Annotated in this window: 18 protein-coding genes; 6 read left to right on the forward strand and 12 right to left on the reverse strand. The window is 53.8% G+C overall.

Features of this window, described 5'->3' with window-relative positions:
• The first annotated feature begins 44 nt into the window (after positions 1 to 44).
• The 5 genes from surA to apaH are packed head-to-tail and all read left to right on the forward strand — an operon-like array spanning position 45 to position 4442.
• A complete protein-coding gene (gene surA, locus QMZ30_RS05985; protein ID WP_283226707.1) occupies positions 45 to 1340 on the forward strand; it encodes a peptidylprolyl isomerase SurA in 1296 nt (431 codons plus the stop codon).
• A complete protein-coding gene (pdxA, locus tag QMZ30_RS05990; protein WP_283226708.1) occupies positions 1330 to 2322 on the forward strand; it encodes a 4-hydroxythreonine-4-phosphate dehydrogenase PdxA in 993 nt (330 codons plus the stop codon). The genes surA and pdxA overlap by 11 nt, the downstream gene beginning before the upstream one ends.
• The gene (rsmA, locus tag QMZ30_RS05995) at positions 2315 to 3139 is read left to right on the forward strand and encodes a 16S rRNA (adenine(1518)-N(6)/adenine(1519)-N(6))-dimethyltransferase RsmA (protein WP_058971227.1); all 825 of its coding nucleotides are present in this window, start codon (positions 2315 to 2317) and stop codon (positions 3137 to 3139) included. The genes pdxA and rsmA overlap by 8 nt, the downstream gene beginning before the upstream one ends.
• A gap of 4 nt (positions 3140 to 3143) precedes the next feature.
• A complete protein-coding gene (gene apaG, locus QMZ30_RS06000; RefSeq protein ID WP_283226709.1) occupies positions 3144 to 3521 on the forward strand; it encodes a Co2+/Mg2+ efflux facilitator ApaG/CorD in 378 nt (125 codons plus the stop codon).
• Between the two features lie 51 nt (positions 3522 to 3572).
• Positions 3573 to 4442, forward strand: a complete 870-nt coding sequence (gene apaH / locus QMZ30_RS06005) for a bis(5'-nucleosyl)-tetraphosphatase (symmetrical) ApaH (protein WP_283226710.1) — start codon at positions 3573 to 3575, stop codon at positions 4440 to 4442.
• Positions 4443 to 4593: 151 nt separating this feature from the next.
• On the opposite strand, the gene folA is transcribed toward apaH, so the two are convergent.
• The 10 genes from folA to ribF form a co-directional block, all read right to left on the reverse strand.
• Positions 4594 to 5076 carry a type 3 dihydrofolate reductase gene (gene folA, locus QMZ30_RS06010; protein WP_283226711.1) on the reverse strand — a complete coding sequence of 161 codons (483 nt, stop codon included), beginning with the start codon at positions 5074 to 5076 and terminating at the stop codon, positions 4594 to 4596.
• Between the two features lie 287 nt (positions 5077 to 5363).
• Entirely contained in the window at positions 5364 to 6506 is a 1143-nt protein-coding gene (locus QMZ30_RS06015; RefSeq protein WP_283226712.1) for a porin, read from the reverse strand.
• A 240-nt stretch (positions 6507 to 6746) separates the two neighbouring features.
• Positions 6747 to 9971, reverse strand: a complete 3225-nt coding sequence (carB, locus tag QMZ30_RS06020; protein WP_283226713.1) for a carbamoyl-phosphate synthase large subunit — start codon at positions 9969 to 9971, stop codon at positions 6747 to 6749.
• Between the two features lie 13 nt (positions 9972 to 9984).
• Entirely contained in the window at positions 9985 to 11133 is a 1149-nt protein-coding gene (gene carA, locus QMZ30_RS06025; protein ID WP_283226714.1) for a glutamine-hydrolyzing carbamoyl-phosphate synthase small subunit, read from the reverse strand.
• Positions 11134 to 11603: 470 nt separating this feature from the next.
• A complete protein-coding gene (dapB, locus tag QMZ30_RS06030) occupies positions 11604 to 12419 on the reverse strand; it encodes a 4-hydroxy-tetrahydrodipicolinate reductase (protein ID WP_282996839.1) in 816 nt (271 codons plus the stop codon).
• A 225-nt stretch (positions 12420 to 12644) separates the two neighbouring features.
• Positions 12645 to 13598 (reverse strand): 4-hydroxy-3-methylbut-2-enyl diphosphate reductase, encoded by a 954-nt coding sequence (gene ispH, locus QMZ30_RS06035; RefSeq protein WP_282996840.1) that lies wholly within the window; start codon positions 13596 to 13598, stop codon positions 12645 to 12647.
• A complete protein-coding gene (fkpB, locus tag QMZ30_RS06040; protein WP_039329409.1) occupies positions 13579 to 14049 on the reverse strand; it encodes an FKBP-type peptidyl-prolyl cis-trans isomerase in 471 nt (156 codons plus the stop codon). The genes ispH and fkpB overlap by 20 nt, the downstream gene beginning before the upstream one ends.
• A gap of 6 nt (positions 14050 to 14055) precedes the next feature.
• The gene (gene lspA, locus QMZ30_RS06045) at positions 14056 to 14559 is read right to left on the reverse strand and encodes a signal peptidase II (protein ID WP_039329411.1); all 504 of its coding nucleotides are present in this window, start codon (positions 14557 to 14559) and stop codon (positions 14056 to 14058) included.
• Positions 14559 to 17378, reverse strand: coding sequence for an isoleucine--tRNA ligase (gene ileS / locus QMZ30_RS06050; RefSeq protein WP_282996841.1), 2820 nt, complete (start codon positions 17376 to 17378; stop codon positions 14559 to 14561). Before ileS ends, lspA begins: the two co-directional genes overlap by 1 nt.
• A 27-nt stretch (positions 17379 to 17405) precedes the next feature.
• Entirely contained in the window at positions 17406 to 18344 is a 939-nt protein-coding gene (gene ribF, locus QMZ30_RS06055; protein ID WP_283226715.1) for a bifunctional riboflavin kinase/FAD synthetase, read from the reverse strand.
• Between the two features lie 318 nt (positions 18345 to 18662).
• On the opposite strand from ribF, the gene rpsT reads away from it, so the two are divergent.
• On the forward strand, positions 18663 to 18926 hold the full coding sequence (rpsT, locus tag QMZ30_RS06060; RefSeq protein WP_034826107.1) for a 30S ribosomal protein S20: 264 nt from the start codon (positions 18663 to 18665) through the stop codon (positions 18924 to 18926).
• Positions 18927 to 18987: 61 nt separating this feature from the next.
• Here rpsT and nhaR read toward each other — a convergent pair whose 3' ends face one another.
• Together nhaR and nhaA are read right to left on the reverse strand one after the other, a co-directional pair.
• Complete coding sequence (gene nhaR / locus QMZ30_RS06065; protein ID WP_283226851.1) at positions 18988 to 19881, reverse strand: transcriptional activator NhaR; 894 nt, start codon at positions 19879 to 19881, stop codon at positions 18988 to 18990.
• Between the two features lie 33 nt (positions 19882 to 19914).
• Positions 19915 to 21093 (reverse strand): Na+/H+ antiporter NhaA, encoded by a 1179-nt coding sequence (nhaA, locus tag QMZ30_RS06070; RefSeq protein WP_283226716.1) that lies wholly within the window; start codon positions 21091 to 21093, stop codon positions 19915 to 19917.
• Positions 21094 to 21177 lie beyond the last annotated feature (84 nt).

The raw sequence follows: 21177 nt of genomic DNA on the forward strand, positions 1-21177 counted from the left end.
TTTGACAGGCTATCCCGCAGTGCGGAAACAACAATGGATAAAGTATGAAGAACTGGAGAATGCTGATTCTTGGTGTAGCGATTACCGCTAACACTGCGTTCGCAGCCCCACAAGAGGTTGATAAAGTTGCCGCAGTCGTGAACAACGGTGTGGTGCTGGAAAGTGACGTTGATAACATGATGCGCACCGTGAAATCACAGGCGCAGCAGGCACATCAGCAGTTACCTGATGACAAAACCTTGCGTCATCAGATCCTTGAGCGTCAGGTCATGGATGCCATCATTCTTCAGATGGGTGAAAAAGCCGGCCTGCAGGTCAGCGATCAGCAGCTGGATCAGGCGATCCAGAACATTGCCGCACAGAATAAGATGACCATGGATCAGCTGCGCAGCCGCCTGGCCTATGACGGTATGAATTACAACGCCTACCGTGCGCAAATTCGTCAGGAGATGCTGATTTCTGAAGTGCGTAACAATGAAGTGCGTCGTCGTGTGACCATTCTGCCACAGGAAGTTGATGCGCTGGCCGCTCAGGTCGGTTCACAAAACGCCCAAGGTACTGAGCTGAATGTCAGCCAGATCCTGCTGCCGCTGTCAGAAAATCCAACTCAACAGCAGGTTGACGATCAGGAAGCGCTGGCGCGTCAATTGGTAGGTCAGCTGAAAGGCGGTGCCGATTTCGGTAAACTGGCGGTCACCTACTCTGCCGATCCACAAGCACTGAAAGGCGGCAACATGGGCTGGGCAAAAATTGAAGAACTGCCAACCCTGTTCTCTCAGGCACTGAGCACAGCGAAGAAAGGCGACATCGTTGGCCCGATCCGTTCCGGCGTGGGCTTCCACATCCTGAAAGTGAACGATCTGCGCGGTGAGAGTAAAAATATCTCGGTGACCGAAGTACATGCACGTCACATTCTGCTGAAGCCGTCACCGATTCTCACTGACGCGCAGGCGCAGGCGAAGATCGAGCAGATCGCTGCTGATATCAAAAGTGGTAAAACCACCTTTGCTGCCGCAGCAAAACAGTTCTCTGACGATCCCGGTTCGGCTAACCAGGGCGGCGATCTCGGCTGGGCAACCCCAGAAATCTACGATCCGGCATTCCGTGATGCACTGCTGAAGTTGCAGAAAGGCCAGATCAGCGAGCCAGTACACTCATCCTTCGGCTGGCACTTGATTCAGCTGCTGGATACCCGCCAGGTGGACAAAACCGATGCAGCACAGAAAGAGCGTGCTTATCGCCTGTTGTTCAACCGTAAATTTGCTGAAGAAGCGCAGACCTGGATGCAGGAACAGCGCGCCAGTGCTTACGTGAAAATCCTGGACGGCAATGGCCAGTAACTATCGTGTGGTGATCACGCCCGGCGAACCCGCCGGGATTGGTCCTGATCTTACCGTTCAACTGGCCCAGCTTGACTGGCCGGTTGAGCTGGTGGTGTGTGCCGACGGTAATCTGCTCCGCCAACGCGCCAGCCAACTCGGCTTGCCGTTGATGCTGCGTGATTACCAACCTGGTGTGGCCGCGCAACCGCAGCAAGCGGGAACGCTAACAGTATTGCAGATCGATACCGCACAACCCGTGACGCCCGGTGAGCTCACCGTCGCAAACGGTCACTATGTGCTGGAGACGCTGGCACGCGCCTGCGATGGCTGCCTGAATGGCGAGTTCGCTGCGCTGATCACCGGCCCGGTTCACAAAGGCGTGATCAATGATGCCGGCATTCCGTTTACCGGCCATACCGAATTCTTTGCCGACCGAGCAGGCGGAGACCGCGTGGTGATGATGCTGGCAACGGAAGAGTTACGCGTTGCTTTGGCGACCACCCATCTGCCATTAAAAGATGTCTCCGATGCCATTACCCGCGACAGCTTGCATGAAGTGATCACCATTCTGCATCAGGACTTACAGCAGAAATTTGGCTTAGCGCAGCCACACATCTTCGTTTGCGGCTTAAACCCTCATGCTGGCGAAAGCGGTCACATGGGTCGCGAAGAAATTGATACCATTATTCCGGCGCTCGACGAACTGCGTCAGCAAGGCATTCAGCTCACCGGCCCCTTGCCAGCGGATACCTTGTTCCAGCCGAAATATTTGCAACATGCCGATGCCGTCCTGGCGATGTATCACGATCAGGGCTTACCGGTGCTAAAATTTCAGGGGTTTGGTCGTGCGGTGAATATCACCCTTGGCCTGCCCTTTATCCGGACCTCTGTCGACCACGGCACCGCGCTTGAATTAGCCGGCCAGGGCAAGGCAGAACCGGGCAGCTTTATCACGGCGCTTAATCTCGCCATCACTATGATCAAGAGCAGTAATGAATAATCGCGTCCACCAGGGGCACTACGCCCGTAAACGTTTCGGGCAGAACTTCCTGAACGATCAGTACATTATCGACAGCATTGTCTCCGCTATTCACCCGCAGAAGGGAGAAGCTATCGTGGAGATTGGTCCCGGCCTTGGCGCCTTAACCGAGCCCGTCGGCGAACGTCTCGATGCATTGACCGTTGTTGAGCTGGACCGCGACCTGGCCGCGCGTTTGCAGACCCATCCGTTCCTCGGCCCTAAGCTGACCATCTATCAGCAAGATGCGATGACCTTTGATTTCTCCGCTCTGGCGCAGGAGAAAGGTCAGCCGCTGCGTGTGTTCGGCAACCTGCCTTACAATATCTCCACGCCGCTGATGTTCCACCTTTTCAGCTATACTGGTTCGATTAAAGATATGCACTTCATGCTGCAGAAAGAAGTGGTTAACCGTTTGGTTGCCGGACCAGGCAGCAAAGCCTATGGTCGTCTGAGCGTGATGGCGCAATATTACTGCCAGGTTATTCCGGTGCTGGAAGTGCCACCTGAATCCTTTACCCCACCACCTAAAGTGGATTCCGCCGTGGTACGTTTGATGCCTTATGCACAGCCACCGCATCCGGTCAGCGATATTCGTCTGCTGAGCCGTATTACCACGGAAGCGTTCGGTAAACGTCGTAAAACTCTGCGTAACAGCCTCGCCCACATGTTTGCGGCCGGTGCGCTGGATCAACTCGATATTGATGCTTCGCTGCGTGCAGAAAATGTCACCGTGGCGCAGTATTGCCAACTGGCCAACTGGCTGGGTAACCATCAGGCTGAAACGCCGGAGAGCTGAGTGTATGAGTGAATTGGCCCGCGTCTGTGTCCATGTATTAAGCCAGTATGTGGAATCGCAATCCTTGCCCGACGAGGATCGCTACGTGTTTGCCTACACCATCACCATTCGCAACCTGGGGCGTAACAGCGTGCAGTTGCAGAGCCGCTACTGGCTGATCACTAATGGCAACGGTCGCGAGACGGAAGTACAAGGTGAAGGCGTGGTAGGCGAGCAACCGCACATTGCCGCTGGCGGCGAGTTCCAATACACCAGCGGCGCGGTGCTTGAAACGCCGATGGGCACCATGCAAGGTCACTATGTGATGATCGACGAAGAGGGCGAAGCGTTCCACGTCGAGATTCCCGTGTTCCGACTCGCAATACAAACCCACATTCATTAATCCTCCTCCGCCCGGCCAGTCCGGGCGGCGCGTTTTGATCGGACTGACGTAATGAGCACATACCTGATTGGCGATATTCACGGCTGTTATGACGAATTACGTGCGCTGTTGTCGCGCGTTGATTTCGATCCACAGCAAGATGAGCTGTGGCTAACGGGCGACTTAGTCGCGCGCGGGCCTGGTTCGCTGGACGTTCTACGCTACGTGAAATCGCTGGGGGATTGTGTGCGCCTGGTGCTGGGCAATCACGATCTGCATCTTCTGGCTGTTTATGCTGGCATCAGCCGTAACAAGCCGAAAGATCGCCTGACGCCGTTGTTAGAGGCAGCCGATGCGGATGAACTGATTAACTGGTTGCGTCGCCAACCACTGCTGCAGGTTGACGAAGATAAGAAGCTATTGATGGCGCACGCGGGTATCACACCGCAATGGGATCTCGACACCGCAAAACTGTGCGCGGCTGAAGTGGAAGCGGTGCTTTCCAGCGATACCTACCCCCTGTTCCTTGATGCGATGTATGGCGACATGCCAAACAACTGGACACCGGAACTGACGGGTCTGGCACGCCTGCGATTCAGCACCAATGCGCTGACACGCATGCGCTTCTGTTTCCCCAACGGTCAGCTGGATATGATCTGTAAAGAAGCGCCGAACTCTGCCCCACCGCCACTCAAACCCTGGTTCAATGTTCCCGGCAAGATTGGCAGTGAATATACGCAAATTTTTGGTCACTGGGCTTCACTGGAAGGTAAAGGCACGCCAAGCCATGTCATTGGTCTCGATACCGGTTGCTGCTGGGGCGGCACGCTGACCTTGTTGCATTGGGAAACCATGCAGTATCACGTGCAACAGTCCAATCGCGTACAGGCGATGGCCGAAAGCGCGGTCAGCGCCCATCCGCCACTCAGTGACGCGCAGTAAATAAAAAAAGCCCCGCCAGTTGAGCGGGGCTTTTTTTCGGTCGCCATAAATGACAACCCTACGATGACACTGCACGATTTTCGTCGGGCGCGCATCAAGGCAGACACAGCACGGCCTTCGTAGGGTGCGCATTGATGCGCACCAGGCAAAATTAGCGGCGGCGGTCCAGAATCTCAAAGCAGTAGCTATGTGAATTCTGCGCATCTGCATCGTGGAATTCACTAAAGGTTGACTGCCACTCATCCGGCTCGTAATCCGGGAACTGGGTATCGCCTTCCACTTCCGCATCAATATGGGTCAGATACAGACGATCCGCACGTGCCAGCATCTGTTCATAAATGCGGCCGCCACCGATCACCATCATCTCCTCGACGTCACCGGCAGCTTTAACCGCCTCATCCAGTGAAGTCACCCAAGTGACGCCTTCATGCGTCCCCGGCTGGCTGCTGACCACAATATTCAGGCGGCCCGGCAATGGGCGTCCAATGGATTCAAAGGTCAGGCGACCCATAATCACCGGCTTATTCAGCGTATGACGTTTGAACCACGCCAAATCTGCTGGCAGGTTCCATGGCATGGCGTTTTCCATACCAATAATGCGATCGGCTGCCAGTGCCGCGATGAGACTAATCATGTTAAAAGGCCTACAGGAAAAAAATTGGCGCCATCATACGTAAAGGCGAAAGTTTCGTCGATAGGCCGACCCCGCTATTTGCGTAAAGCTCCTATGCCACCGCATTTTTGTTATTGGACAGAGTTTTACACCGTGTTTCACAGCATATCTGGGAAGAGGCGCCAGAATAGTTCGGCGAAGCGGCACAATTCAGGGTGAAAACAGGGATTGATGGGATGGAGTGTAAAGAAAATCGCACTCTGTGCGACAAAGAAAAACGGCTCCCGCAGGAGCCGTTAAAACCACGATTAGAAGTCGTAGCGTACACGCACCAGGTTCATGTTACCCAGTGATTTATCGGTGCTGGAGGTAATCACATATTCGTAATCAATCTGGAAGCCGTAGTCCAGCTTGGTGCTGATACCTACGCCGTTATCGATACGCTTGTAGTTACGTCCGTTGACGAACTCCAGACGGTCGCCCATGAAGTATGGCTGGATAGATTTAACCGCATACTGGCCGATTGGGAACTTGTAACCCGCGAAGTATTCCACGCCCCACGCATCATCCGCGAAGTAGTTATTCACGGTGTTACGTTTGGTTGGTGAGAAGTTCTGATACCAACCGCCGCCAGCAGACAGCGTCCAGTTATCTGGCGTCCAGCTCAGCGCGGTGCCATAGATATTCTGGTCGTAATCTTTGCTTTCGCCAGTGCCTGGGTTGTGGATATCAGCACGCGTGTAGTTCCACGCGGTGCCCCACGCCAGATCTTTGGTGATGTGATAGTTCACACCCAGTGAGCCGCCGCCTTTACGCTTGTAACGCAGGCCGTTACCTGGCAGGTAGTTGTTATCTTCAAACAGATATGACGCATAAACATCTACATCGCCGAAGGTGTTTTTGTACTTCAGCATCTTACGTGAACGGTAAGAACCGTCGTAGTCGCCGTTGATACCGTTGCCTGGTGCCTGGGCCAGCATATCGTAGTCCCAGATATCGGTCTTCGCTCCCACCACATCATAATAAACGCTGTTCTGCTGACCAAAGGTCAGTTGACCCCAGGTTTTGCTCTTCAGACCGGTATACAGCTGACGACGCGTGGTGTTGTGAGCGCCATCCGCATAGTGGTTATCCCAACCCCACCATGCCGGGAAGTTCACACCCAGCTCGTAGTAGCTGACCCAGCTAATGTCATCAAACAGGTAGTAATCAGCAGAGAAACGGAAACGTGAACCGCCATCAAAGCCATTACGCTTGTAGGACTTGTCGTTCACACCCGCCTGATGCTGAAACTGTGGACGAATGCTGCCGCCCACTTTGAAATCAAGACGGCTGAGAGGATCGCCCGCCTGCGGATCCTGCTTCAGCAGGGTAATTTCCGCCTGGCTGGCGAGAGGAGCAGCAACTAACAATGCAGCCACTGCACTGAGGGTGAAAGCACGCATTTTCATTTTTTATATCCCAGTTAAGGTGAGCGCTCTATTAATGAGCGTGCGGAATAGTACGGTGCGCTGACTGGGATCTTATTTATAAATTTGTGCGAATAATCCGAGGTGTAACCGGTATCGCATCAACTGATAAAAACTATGTCAAATCAATAGATTTTTAACACATAACGATATTCAACAAGGGGAAAATAGGCGAAAAAAAACGGCCCTTTTAGGGCCGTTTTATTCAGGTCAATTTAGGGATTACCCTTTGATTTGCGCATGCATTTCCTGCACAGAAATCACTTTCTCGGTTGGGTCCGCGTTCAGCGCCATGGCTGTGGCGAATCCACCGTTCAACGTGGTGTCATAGTGCACCTTATATTGCAGCGCACTGCGGCGAATCAGTTTTGAATCTTCAATCGCCTGACGTCCTGCGGTAGTGTTCACGATGTAGGTGTATTCACCGTTCTTCAGGCGGTCCTGGATATGTGGACGGCCTTCATGCACCTTGTTCACCAGACGCGGGTTGATACCCGCTTCGCCCAGCACCACTGCGGTACCGTGCGTGGCATCTAACTCGAAGCCAAACTTTTGCAACTTAGCGGCCAGGTCAACAATACGCTTCTTATCACCTTCGCGCACTGACAGCAGGGCACGACCGGTTTTCTTCATATTGCTCTGTGCACCCAGCATCGCTTTGGCGAAGGCTTCAGCGAAGGTACGACCAACGCCCATCACCTCACCGGTAGAGCGCATCTCTGGGCCAAGGATAGGGTCAACACCCTGGAACTTGTTGAACGGCAGTACCACTTCTTTAACAGAGTAGTAAGGTGGAATCACCTCTTCCGTTACGCCCTGCTCGGCCAGCGTTTTGCCTGCCATCACGCGTGCGGCCACTTTCGCCAGCGGTACACCCGTGGCTTTTGACACAAACGGCACGGTACGCGCGGCACGTGGGTTCACCTCAATCAGGTAAACTTCGTTGTCTTTCACCGCGAACTGCACGTTCATCAGACCGCGCACGTTCAGCTCAAAGGCCAGTTTTTCCACCTGCTGACGCATCACGTTCTGGATGTCGGTGCTCAAGGTGTAAGCCGGCAGTGAACAGGCAGAGTCACCAGAGTGAACACCCGCTTGTTCGATGTGCTCCATGATGCCGCCAATCAGCACGCGCTCACCGTCGCAAATCGCGTCAACGTCGACTTCCACCGCATCATCCAGGAAGCGGTCGAGCAGCACCGGCGCATCGTTAGACACAGAGACGGCGGTCTGGAAGTAACGCTTAAGGTCGATTTCATCGTAAACGATTTCCATCGCGCGGCCGCCCAATACATAGGAAGGGCGCACCACCAGTGGATAGCCGATACCGGCCGCTTTCTCAACCGCTTGTTCCAGGGTAGCAACAGTGGCGTTAGCCGGTTGCTTCAGGCTCAGGCGATCAACCGCCTGCTGGAAACGCTCACGGTCTTCGGCACGGTCAATCGCATCCGGGCTGGTACCAATCACCGGCACGCCGGCTGCTTCCAGCGCACGCGCCAGCTTCAGTGGCGTCTGACCACCGTACTGCACGATCACGCCTTTTGGCTTCTCAATGCGCACGATTTCCAGTACGTCTTCCAGGGTAACCGGCTCGAAGTACAGACGGTCTGAGGTGTCATAGTCAGTCGATACGGTTTCCGGGTTACAGTTCACCATAATGGTTTCGTAACCGTCTTCGCGCAGCGCCAACGCCGCGTGTACGCAGCAGTAGTCGAACTCGATACCCTGGCCGATACGGTTTGGACCGCCACCCAGAATCATGATTTTGTCACGATCCTGGTTTGGATTGGCTTCACACTCTTCTTCATAAGTTGAGTACATGTACGCGGTATCGGTTGAGAATTCCGCCGCACAGGTATCCACGCGTTTGTAAACCGGATGCAGGTTGAACTGCTGACGCAGTTTGCGGATTTCACTCTCAGCGACGCCCGCCAGGTTTGCCAGACGCACGTCAGCAAAGCCTTTGCGCTTCAGGGCACGCAGGAAATCAGCATTCAGTGAGTTCACTCCTTCACGTGCAACCTGCTCTTCCAGACGCACCAGCTCTTCGATTTGTACCAGGAACCAGCGGTCAATGTTGGTCAGGTTGAACACGCCATCGACAGACATACCCGCACGGAACGCATCCGCAATGTACCAGATGCGGTCAGAACCGGCATCTTTCAGCTCGCGGCGGATACGGGTCAAGGCTTCTGCGTCATCCAGATCCACTTTAGGGTCGAAACCGCTCGCACAGACTTCCAGACCACGCAGTGCTTTCTGCATTGACTCCTGGAAGGTACGGCCAATCGCCATCACTTCACCCACCGACTTCATCTGCGTGGTCAGACGGTCATTCGCGCCAGCAAATTTCTCGAAGTTGAAGCGAGGAATCTTGGTAACAACATAATCGATTGAAGGCTCGAACGACGCTGGGGTACGACCACCCGTGATATCGTTCATCAACTCGTCGAGCGTGAAGCCTACCGCCAGTTTCGCCGCCACTTTCGCAATCGGGAAGCCGGTGGCTTTAGACGCCAGCGCTGATGAGCGTGAAACACGCGGGTTCATCTCGATAACAATCAGGCGACCATCTTTCGGGTTCACCGAGAACTGCACGTTTGAACCACCGGTTTCCACACCGATTTCACGCAGTACCGCCAGCGAGGCGTTACGCATGATCTGGTACTCTTTGTCCGTCAGGGTTTGCGCTGGCGCCACGGTGATGGAGTCACCGGTGTGGATACCCATCGCATCGAAGTTTTCGATGGAGCAGACGATGATGCAGTTGTCGTTTTTATCACGCACCACTTCCATCTCGTACTCTTTCCAGCCAATCAGCGACTCATCAATCAGCAGCTCATTGGTCGGCGACAGGTCAAGGCCGCGCTCACAAATCTCTTCAAACTCTTCACGGTTATAAGCGATACCGCCGCCGGTGCCGCCCATAGTAAAGGAAGGACGGATGATGCAAGGGAAGCCAACATCTTCAGCCACAGCCAGCGCTTCTTCCATGGTATGTGCGATACCTGAACGCGCGGTGTCCAAACCGATGCTCTTCATCGCCACGTCGAAACGGCGACGGTCTTCGGCTTTATCAATGGCGTCTGCGGTGGCACCAATCATGGTGACGCCGAACTCTTCCAGTACACCCTGACGCTCCAGCTCCAGCGCGCAGTTCAGCGCGGTCTGACCGCCCATGGTTGGCAGCACTGCATCCGGGCGCTCTTTTTCGATGATTTTACGCACCACTTCCCAGTGAATTGGCTCGATGTAGGTCGCATCGGCCATTTCCGGGTCGGTCATGATGGTCGCCGGGTTGGAGTTCACCAGAATGACGCGGTAACCCTCTTCACGCAGCGCTTTACAGGCTTGCGCACCGGAGTAGTCAAATTCACATGCCTGGCCGATAACGATCGGGCCAGCGCCAAGGATCAGGATGGATTTTATGTCTGTACGTTTTGGCATCGTGGGCTCCTGATTACTTCGCGTTAGAACGGTAAGCTTCGATCAGTTCGATAAAGTGATCGAACAGCGGCGCCGCATCGTGCGGGCCTGGGCTCGCTTCGGGGTGACCCTGGAAGCTGAAGGCCGGTTTATCGGTGCGATGAATACCTTGCACAGTCTGGTCGAACAGCGACACATGCGTAACACGCAGATTCGCCGGTAACTGGCTGTCATCGACGGCAAAACCATGGTTCTGCGCGGTAATCATCACCGTGTTGTTATCCAGGTCTTTCACCGGATGGTTGCCGCCGTGATGGCCAAGTTTCATCTTAATGGTCTTAGCACCGCTGGCCAGCGCCAACAGCTGATGGCCAAGGCAGATACCGAACACCGGAATATCGGTTTTCAGGAACGCCTGAATAGCGTTGATGGCGTAATCGCACGGTTCCGGGTCACCCGGTCCGTTTGATAAGAAGATGCCATCGGGATTGAGTGCCAGCACCTCTTCAGCGCTGGTTTTCGCTGGGACAACCGTCAGGCGGCTGCCGCGATCCACCAGCATGCGCAGGATGTTGCGCTTCGCACCGAAGTCATAAGCAACAACATGGAATGGCAACTCTGCGGCAGTTTTCTGTTCTGGCAGATCACCTTCCAGCGTCCAGCTACCTTGTTGCCACGCGTAGGTTTCCGCGGTGGTCACTTCTTTCGCCAGATCCATGCCTTTCAAACCCGGGAATGCCTGCGCCTTCTGCAGCGCCAGTGCGGCGTCTGGGTTATCCCCTGCAATGATGCAGCCACTCTGCGCGCCCTTCTCACGCAGCAAACGGGTCAGTTTGCGCGTATCAATATCGGCGATGCCCACAATGTTATTGCGCTGCAAGTAGGCTGACAGGCTCTCTTCACTTCGGAAGTTGCTGGTGATCAGCGGCAGGTCGCGAATGACAAGGCCTTGTGCATGGATTTGGCTGGATTCTTCATCGGCGGCGTTAACGCCAACATTGCCGATATGGGGATAAGTGAGGGTAACGATTTGGCGGGAATAGGAAGGATCAGTGAGGATTTCTTGATAACCAGTCATTGACGTATTGAAAACGACTTCCCCCACTGCCGATCCTGTTGCCCCGATGGCCCGACCGTGGAATTGGGTTCCGTCTTCCAGAACCAAGAGCGCTGACTTAATCAAAACATCCTCCAGGGAATAAACAGTCATAATATTTGCATATTAATTCAAAATACATGCCCGAATCAATGCAAAATCCGCCTGACTGCTCGAATTTTGGCAAATTGCGCGCATTCTAATGATCGACCTGCAGCTTGTCTACCCTGAGTGGTTATTTTTTTGTATTTTTAGAGCACTTGAATGTTAAAAACTGAGAAAGGCGATAAAAGAGTGAGGAAAGTGGGAAAAATAAACGGTTGCTGAGCGGCAATAATCGGAAAATCGTGCTACACCGCATAAATTTTTGACCAAATGGTCAAAATTGACGTCATTTTGAATCAAAATCGATCACAAACTCATTAAAACAAAGAACTCAGCCAATTAATAAACCTAAATTATCATTTTAAAGACAAAATAAAGGGCAATGAAAACATTGCCCTATTCAATCAACATCTTACCGATTGAAATAACCACATCACGATGGTTCACAACACTCACAACATCGATAAATCCAGCACATCACGCATATCATAAAGGCCAGATTTCTTAGTCTTTAGCCAACTTGCCGCTTTAACCGCGCCATTTGCGAAGGTCATACGGCTGGAGGCCTTGTGGGTAATCTCTACGCGCTCACCAATATCGGCAAACATAGCAGTATGCTCACCCACGATATCGCCAGCACGCACCGTGGCAAAACCAATGGTTTGCGCTTTACGCTCACCGGTATGGCCTTCACGCGCGTAGACCGCGTGCTCGTCCAGTTTCCAGTTCATCGCATCGGCAATCGCTTCACCCATCGCTAACGCTGTACCTGATGGTGCATCAACTTTATGACGATGGTGCGCTTCAACGATTTCAATATCGGCATAGTCGCCCATCACCTTCGCCGCCTGCTGTAACAGGTTCAGCACCAGGTTGACGCCCACGCTGAAGTTGGCGGCAAACACGATGCCAATCTCTTCCGCCGCAGCGCGAATCGCCTCTTTTCCAGCTTCATCAAAACCGGTGGTGCCAATCACCATCGCCTTTTTATGCTCACGGCAGAACGCCAGATACTCCAGCGAGCCTTCCGGGCGGGTGAAGTCGATCAGCACATCGAAATCATCAACCACTTTCAGCAAATCGTCGGTCAGGGTCACACCGATTTTACCGATGCCCGCCAACTCTCCGGCATCAGTGCCCAGCAGTGAAGAACTGCTGCGGGCAAAAGCGGCGCCTAAGGTTACGCCTTCCGCCTGCTGCGCGGCCTGAATTAAATTGCGTCCCATGCGGCCCGGCGCACCAACGATAGCAATGCGGATATCACTCATATTTATTCATTCCTGATACAAATCTATGCATGCAAAGCGTAAACAGGTTAACGGTCAGATAACAGTCACGCCACAATAAAAAAGGGATAATAAGAATTTTACGCCAGCCGCCAAACATTATCAGTAAATGCAATCCCACCTGCTGGAAGTGGTCTTTGGCATGGCGACAGACAAAGAAAAGGCCGAACAATGTCGGCCTGATTCTGAAGCAGCGCACGTCAACGCTTACTGCACGTTGCGCACTTCGACGCGCAGCTCTTTCGGTACTTCAAACACGATATTCTCTTCACGGCCAATCAGCTCAATGGCCGCTTCACCGCCCAGTTCACGCAGGCGTTGGATCACCTGCTGCACCAGAATATCAGGTGCTGAGGCACCGGCCGTCACACCAATGATCTGTTTGTCTTTCACCCACTCTTCCTGGATGTCATCCGCTGAATCAATCAGCTTCGCCAGTTTTCCTGCACGCTGTGCCAACTCGGCCAGGCGATTAGAGTTAGAGGAGTTTTTCGAACCGACCACCAACACCACTTCAGCATCACGCGCCAATACGCGCACCGCTTCCTGACGGTTGGTCGTGGCGTAACAGATGTCATCTTTGCGCGGCCCGATAATCGCCGGGAAGCGCTGGCGCAGTGCATCGATCACGTCCGAAGTATCGTCAACCGACAGCGTGGTCTGCGTCATAAAGCACAGATTGCCTTCGTCTTTGACGCTCAGCTTGAACACATCTTCCGGCGACTCGACCAGATACATGCCACCCTTAGGGTTGTTGTACTGCCCCATGGTGCCCTCCACTTCTGGATGACCGGCATGACCAATCAGAATAGCTTCAACACCTTTACGGCTGGCACGTGCGACTTCCATATGCACTTTGGTCACCAGCGGACAAGTCGCATCAAACAGCATGGTGAGGTTACGTGCTTTGGCTTCAGCACGAACGGCCTGAGAAACCCCGTGCGCCGAGAAGATCAGGATGGCGTTATCGGGCACTTCGCTGATCTCTTCGATAAAGATCGCACCGCGATCACGCAAGCTGCTCACCACATAACGGTTATGCACCACTTCATGACGCACGTAGATGGGCGCGCCGTACATCTCCAGCGCGCGCTCCACGATACTGATGGCGCGATCCACGCCAGCACAGAAACCGCGAGGGTTAGCTAACAGGATTTGCATCACTACCCTCCAGTACCGGATCAATCTCCAGCACTTCAATTTCAAACTGAATGCGCTGACCGGCCAGCGGATGGTTAAAATCGACGGTGATCGAGTCACCGGAAACTTCACGGATTACGCCGGGCATTTCACTGCCACCCCGACCGCTGAACAGCATGATGGCCCCGACTTCCGGCTCACCTGCATCCTTGAAATCACGACGCGAAAAGTACTGGATCAGATCCGGGCTGGTGCCACCAAAGGCATCATCTGGTGCCAGCGTAAAGGTGTGCTTATCACCGACTTTACGCCCGAGCAGTTCCTTTTCAAGCGCACCTGACAGGCTGCCATCACCCAGACGGAACAGCGCGGGTTTGCCATTGGCGCGTGTGGATTCGGCGGTCGAGCCATCTTCCAGCTTCAATGTGAAATGCACCAGCAACGCGCTATCGCGCTGAACGGAGTCCATCATCTGTTGTTACCCTTTCTCTTTGACCTGTTTATCTTTCGGCGTGAGGAAACCTTCCAACACCACCAAGGCAGCACCGATGCAGATTCCGCAGTCGGCGATATTAAAGGTGGCGAAGTGCCAGTCGCCGACATAGAAGTCGATGAAATCGACCACGAAGCCGTGATAAGCACGATCAAACAGGTTTCCCAACGCTCCGCCGATAATCAGCGCATAAGCAATATTGGTTAATTTGTTGCTGGCGCGGTTGCGATACATCATCACCACCAGCGACACGACAATCGCAATCGCGATGCCGGCAAAGAACCAGCGCTGCCAGCCGCCTTTGTCCGCCAGGAAACTGAACGCCGCACCATAGTTATGCGCGTAGAACAGATTCAAAAACGGTATCAGCGGCTTGGTCTCGTGCAGCATCATGTTGTTCATGATCCACTGCTTGCTGGCGAAATCGATCACGATGACCACCAGCACCAGCCACAACCAACGCAATCCGGTCGAGCAGAGTTTACTCATCAGGCAAATTTCCGCACTTCACCGTTGCCGGCTACGTTGGTGTAACAACGACCACAGACCGCAGCATGCTCCGGATTCTGGCCAACGTCGGTAGTGTAATGCCAGCAGCGCGGACATTTCTCGCCTTCTGCTTTATGCAGCGCAATTTTCAGACCTTTCAGTACTTCGCTCTGCTGTGCTTCATCACTTGCGGTGGCGTAATCAGCCACGATCGCGCCTGAGGTCAGCAACACAAAGCGCAGTTCATCGCCCAGCGCCTGCAATTTGGCCGCCAGCTCAGCGTCTGCGTACAGCGTGACGGTGGCTTCCAGTGCGCCGCCGATGCGCTTATCGCTACGCGCCTGCTCGATCACTTTGTTGACTTCACCGCGCACTTTCAGCAGGTCATCCCAGTAAGCATCGTTCAGAGCTTCGTTATCGGCCAGACCAAACAGACCTTGGTACCACTCTTCGGTGAACACGTATTTCGCACGCTCGCCCGGCAGGTAGCCCCAGATCTCATCGGCGGTGAAGGACATGATCGGTGCCATCCAGCGCACCAGTGCTTCAACGATGTGCCACAGCGCGGTCTGGCAGCTGCGACGCGCCAGGCTATCACCTTTGGCGGTGTACTGGCGATCTTTGATCACATCAAGATAGAACGAGCCCATTTCGATGGAGCAGAAATGCATCAGACGCTGCACCACTTCGTGGAAATCGTAGTTGTCATAAGACTGGACGATATCCTGCTGTGCTGCCAGCGCACGGCCGACGGCCCAACGATCCACCACCACCATCTCTTCTGGCTTCACGCAATCAGTGGCCGGGTTAAAGCCTGCGAGGTTAGCCAACAGGAAGCGCGCGGTGTTACGGATACGACGATAGCTGTCCGCCGCACGCTTCAGGATTTCATCGGAAACCGCCATTTCACCGGAGTAATCGGTTGAGGCCACCCACAGACGCAGAATGTCCGCGCCGAGTTTGTCCATCACGTCTTGTGGCGCAACGGTGTTACCGATGGATTTCGACATCTTGCGGCCCTGACCATCCACGGTGAAGCCGTGCGTCAGTACCTGACGATAAGGCGCTTTGCCTTTCATCGCTGTAGAGATCATCAGAGAAGACATGAACCAGCCGCGATGCTGATCGGAACCTTCCAGATACATATCCGGCGTATGGCCGCCGAATTCAGGGCGCGCATCCACCACGGAATAGCTGGTTGATCCGGAGTCGAACCACACATCCAGCGTATCCGGCACTTTGACGTAGTTGTCTGCGTCATCGCCCATCAGATCGCGCGGATCGAGATCCCACCAGGCCTGAATACCATCCTGCTCAACGCACTTGGCCACTTTCTCCATCAGCTCAAGCGTATCCGGATGCAGCTGCTCGGTCTCTTTGTGCACGAACAGCGCCATTGGCACGCCCCACGTACGCTGACGTGAGATACACCAGTCAGGACGATTCGCCACCATCGCTTCGATACGCGCCTGGCCCCAGTCAGGGATCCACTGCACGCCTTTGATCTCTTTCAGCGACTGCGCACGCAGACCTTTCTGATCCATGCTGATGAACCACTGTGGGGTCGCACGGAAGATGATCGGCGTTTTGTGGCGCCAGCAGTGCGGATAGCTGTGCAGCAGTTTCTCAACGTGCAGCAGTGCACCTTTTTCTTTTAACAGCTCAACGATCATGTCGTTGGCTTTAAATACATTCACGCCATCCAGCGTTGGATAGGTGCCTGGCAGATACGCGCCATCTGGACCCACTGGGTTAGCGGTTTCCAGACCGTATTTCTGACCGATCACATAGTCATCTGGGCCGTGGCCAGGCGCGGTATGTACCGCACCGGTACCCGCTTCCAGCGTCACGTGCTCGCCTAAGACGACTTTGGATTGGATCTGCTCAAGGAATGGATGCTGGAACAGCTGCAGCTCAAGCGCGGCACCGTTGCATTCGCCCAGTACCTTCCACTCAGCGATGCCCGCGCGCTTCATCACGCTCTCAACCATCTCTTTGGCGAGGATCAGGCTACGACCTTCGATCTGCAGCAGCTGGTATTCGAACTCTGGATGCAGAGAGATACCGCGGTTAGCTGGCATGGTCCACGGCGTGGTGGTCCAGATCACCAGTGAAACCGGACCTTCTGAGGCCGCAACACCAAATTTCGCACGCACCGCGTCCGCATCGACGGCGTTGAACATCACATCGATAGAGGGAGAGGTTTTGTCGTAGTACTCGACTTCAGCTTCAGCCAGCGCTGAACGGCAATCCATGCACCAGTGCACCGGCTTAGCACCTTTGTGCAGATGGCCGTTGCCGATGATTTTACCCAGCGCACGAATGATGTTGGCTTCAGTTTTGAAGTTCATGGTCAGGTACGGGCGATCCCAGTCACCCAGCACGCCCAGACGGATGAAGTCTTTCTTCTGACCTTCAACCTGCTCTGCGGCATAATTGCGGCAGGCTTCACGGAACTCCGCGGCGCTGACTTTCTCGCCCGGCTTACCAATCATCTGCTCAACTTTGTGCTCAATCGGCAGACCGTGGCAGTCCCAACCTGGCACATACGGCGAGTCATATCCCGCCATGCCTTTCGACTTAACGATAATGTCTTTCAGAATCTTGTTAACGGAGTGACCAATATGAATGCTGCCGTTCGCATAAGGAGGGCCATCATGCAAAATAAAGGTTTTTTTCCCTTTTTTGGCTTCGCGGATGATGCCGTACAGGTTGTCATCATACCAACGTTGCAGCATTCCCGGTTCGCGTTTGGCCAGATCGCCACGCATCGGGAACCCCGTTTCCGGCAAATTCAGGGTAGATTTATAGTCACTCATCAGATTCTCGGTTCCGTATTTCGGTCATTAAGCCGGTGCGTTAAGCCCAAAGAATTGGCGGGCCGTCACCACATCTTTCGCAATTTGTTCTTTCAGCGCGTCCAGCGAAGCGAAACGCTGTTCGTCGCGAATCTTCTGTTTCAACACCACATCAATGTGATGCCCATAGAGATTCATATGTGTGTCGAGCAGGTGAACTTCAAGCTGCTGACGCAGACCTTTTACCGTTGGACGTGTGCCAATGTTAGCCACGCCGGGAATGGGTTTGTCACCCAGGCCTAAAACTTCAACCGCAAAAACCCCCTTCACCGGCGTTACCGTGCGGCGTAAAGGAATGTTCGCGGTGGGAAAACCAATCGTGCGGCCCAGTGCATCACCGTGCACTACGCGGCCTGAAATGCTGAACGGATGGCCCAACAGCGCCTGTGCCTGCGCAAAATCATCCTGCGCCAGCGCCTGTCGTACCGCAGTGCTGCTGATACGTTTGCCGCCATCACAATAAGACTGGGTGCTGATGACTTCGAAGCCATACTCGACACCGGCTTTCTGTAATAACAGGAAATCCCCCTGGCGACCAGCGCCAAAGCGGAAATCATCCCCCACTGCGAGGAACTTCACATCGAGTTTATCCACCAGCAACTCGGCGATAAAACTTTGTGCGGAGTGCGCGGCAAAGCGGCGATCAAAACGGACGCAGAGCACGGCATCAACGCCAGCCTGTTCGAGATACTTCAGTTTTTCACGCAAACGCGTCAGGCGCGCTGGCGCTTTATCACCAGCAAACAATTCAAGCGGTTGCGGCTCAAACAGCATCACCACCACCGGCAGGTTGCGTTTACGTCCCTCGGCAATCAATTCCGCCATCAAAGCCTGGTGGCCGCGATGGACGCCGTCGAAATTGCCAATGGTCAGGACGCAGCCGCGATGCTGCTCTTTCAGATTATAAATACCGCGGATAAACTTCATGGCTGACTCAAACCGGTGGAAATCGGCGGATTATACCCTTGAATGGCCTTCAGGTTAACCCGTATACGTGCCTTTCCTGTGTATGGTGCGGCTTAAAGCGCACGCAACCCATTGCTCAGGCAGGTAATGAAGATTTTTAGTGCGAAATACTGTATTCATCGCCGGGTTGCTGGTAGAATCCTGCGCCATCAATTACGTAATCAAGCGCCGTTGCTAAAACGACGCTTATTTGCACAAATCCATTGACAAAAGAAGGCGCAAAAGGCATAGTCCTCGGCCTTTGATTTGTCCATATAGATCACATTTGGGAGTTGGACCTTGGCTAATATCAAATCAGCTAAGAAACGCGCCGTAACATCTGAGAAACGTCGCAAGCATAACGCAAGCAACCGTTCAATGATGCGTACTTTCATCAAGAAAGTATACGCGGCTATCGCAACAGGCGACAAAGCTGCTGCGCAGAACGCATTCAACGAAATGCAACCAATCGTGGACCGTCAGGCTGCTAAAGGTCTGATCCACAAAAACAAAGCTGCACGCCATAAAGCAAACCTGGCTGCACAGATCACCAAACTGGCTTAATCGCCTGTTAGGTTATCGCTTTGTCGAAAGAACCGGCGCTTAGCCGGTTTTTTTATGCCTGCTATTCAGCATTAAACAAGTCGCTGAAATCCCGATTGCAGATGCGCTGCACCGCCGGATGTTGAATCATGCGCTCGGCAAAGATCACGTGATACTCCTCCATGACCGCCTCTAACCGCCCGATCTCACGAATCGAATTATCGTGATAGATCTCTGAGCCATATAGCGTCGGCGCCACAAAAATCGCGTTGTTTTGCGCGCCAAAGGCCTTCATTAATGCCGCATCATCAAACTCACCCAGAATCTCAACCTGCAATCCCTGATGGTGAATCCAGTTTAGTAACTTGCGCCCCAACATCGATCGACGCCCCGGAAGCAGCAAACGGCGCTGCTCTAAACAAGCGGGAAATGAACTATCCGGCAAAGGCGCATTACACCAGAAACTAATCGGGCACTCCCCCAGTTTTACCGAAAACAGCCCTTCCTGTTGTGTCGAGTCGATGGGGCAATCAGAGAGGATCATATCCAGCTTGTGCTGGCTCAACTGCTCCAGCAGCATCTCGTGCGTTGACTCAAAACAGCGCAGATGAAGGCTCTCATCCGACACCACAGCCGCTTCCAGTACTTTACTCACTAACTGCTTGGACAACGCATCCGCCACGCCCACATCAAACAGCACGTGAGACTCTTTGCGATAGTTAACGATATCCAGCATCTCCTGGCTAAGCATGAACATGCGATCGGCATAGCGAAACACGAGCTGACCCAGCTCGTTGGGCACTAATCCACGCCCTTGTCGCCGGAAAAGTACGCCGCCAAGCTGCACCTCTAGCGCTTTGATCTGCCCAGTGACCGTTTGTGGTGTCAGGCACAGGACATCAGCTGCACGCACCACCGAGCCGGTTTTACACACCTGCCAGAAATAATAGAGATGATTAAAGTTGAGCTGATTCATCGTAAAAAAGGAGGCTTTCACCTCCTTCCTTGGTTAGCGCAGCTTGATGCGCAGCAGGGTATAGCCAATCACTGCCGACAACAGCGAACCGCTGAGGATACCGAGTTTAGAGAAGGTCACCAGTTGCTCATGAGCGGCATCAAAGGCCAGCGAGCTAATAAATATCGACATGGTGAAACCAATGCCACAGAGCACACCAATCGCCATGATATCGCGGATTCTGGTGCCGTTCGGCAACACGGCCAGCCGCCACTTCACCGCCAGCCAGCAGAACAGCGTAATCCCCAATGGCTTACCAATCAGCAGACCAAGAATAATACCCAGCGGCTCCGGTGACAGCACATCCCCAAAGGTAATGCCGCTCAACGAGATGCCGGCGTTAGCGAAGGCGAACAGTGGCAGAATCAGCCAGTTCACCCACGGCATTAATCCGTGTGCCAGATGCTCTGCAGGCGAATGCCCTTCTTTCTCTTCCAGTGGCACAAAGAAGCCGACAATTACGCCCGCCAGCGTGGCATGGACACCCGATTTCAGCACCGCCGTCCACAGCACGATACCCACCAGCATATAGACTGCGATGTTACGCACGCCGCAGCGATTCAGGATCGCTAACAGCACGATGGCGCCTGCCGCCACGCTGAGCGACAGCACAGAAAGATCGCTGGTATAGAACAGCGCGATAATCACAATAGCGCCGAGATCGTCAATAATCGCCAGGGCCATCAGGAAGACTTTCAGTGCAGTGGGTACACGGCTGCCCAACAACGCCAACACACCGAGCGCAAAGGCGATGTCGGTTGCGGTCGGAATCGCCCAGCCATTACGCGCGATCTCGTCACCGTGGTTGAAGTAGAGGAAAATCAATGCAGGCGCGACCATACCGCCAAGAGCCGCAATCACCGGGAAGATAGCGCGATCACGGCTTGCCAGTTCACCGGTTATCAGCTCACGTTTGACTTCCAAACCAATCACCAGGAAAAACAGCGCCATCATGGCATCATTAATCCACAGCAACAGGTTTTTACTGATATCCAACGCACCGAAGCGAATTTGCACCGGCTCCGCCAACAGCGATTGATAGCCTTGCGCGGTGGACGGATTATTCGCAAGAATCATGGCCGCTACAGCAGCCAGAATGAGTACAATGCCGTTACTGGCATCGCTGGCGATAAAGCTTTTCAACAAGCTTCGAATACTACGGGGTTTGTTCACAACTCCTCCTGAGCAGGACAATTTTGACGGCTAGTGTAGCGGCGGACATACCTCGTTAAAAGCAGCTTATGTCTCGTTTATGGA

The sequence above is a fragment of the Pantoea sp. EA-12 genome, from assembly GCF_030053355.1.
Lineage (GTDB): Bacteria > Pseudomonadota > Gammaproteobacteria > Enterobacterales > Enterobacteriaceae > Pantoea > Pantoea vagans_C.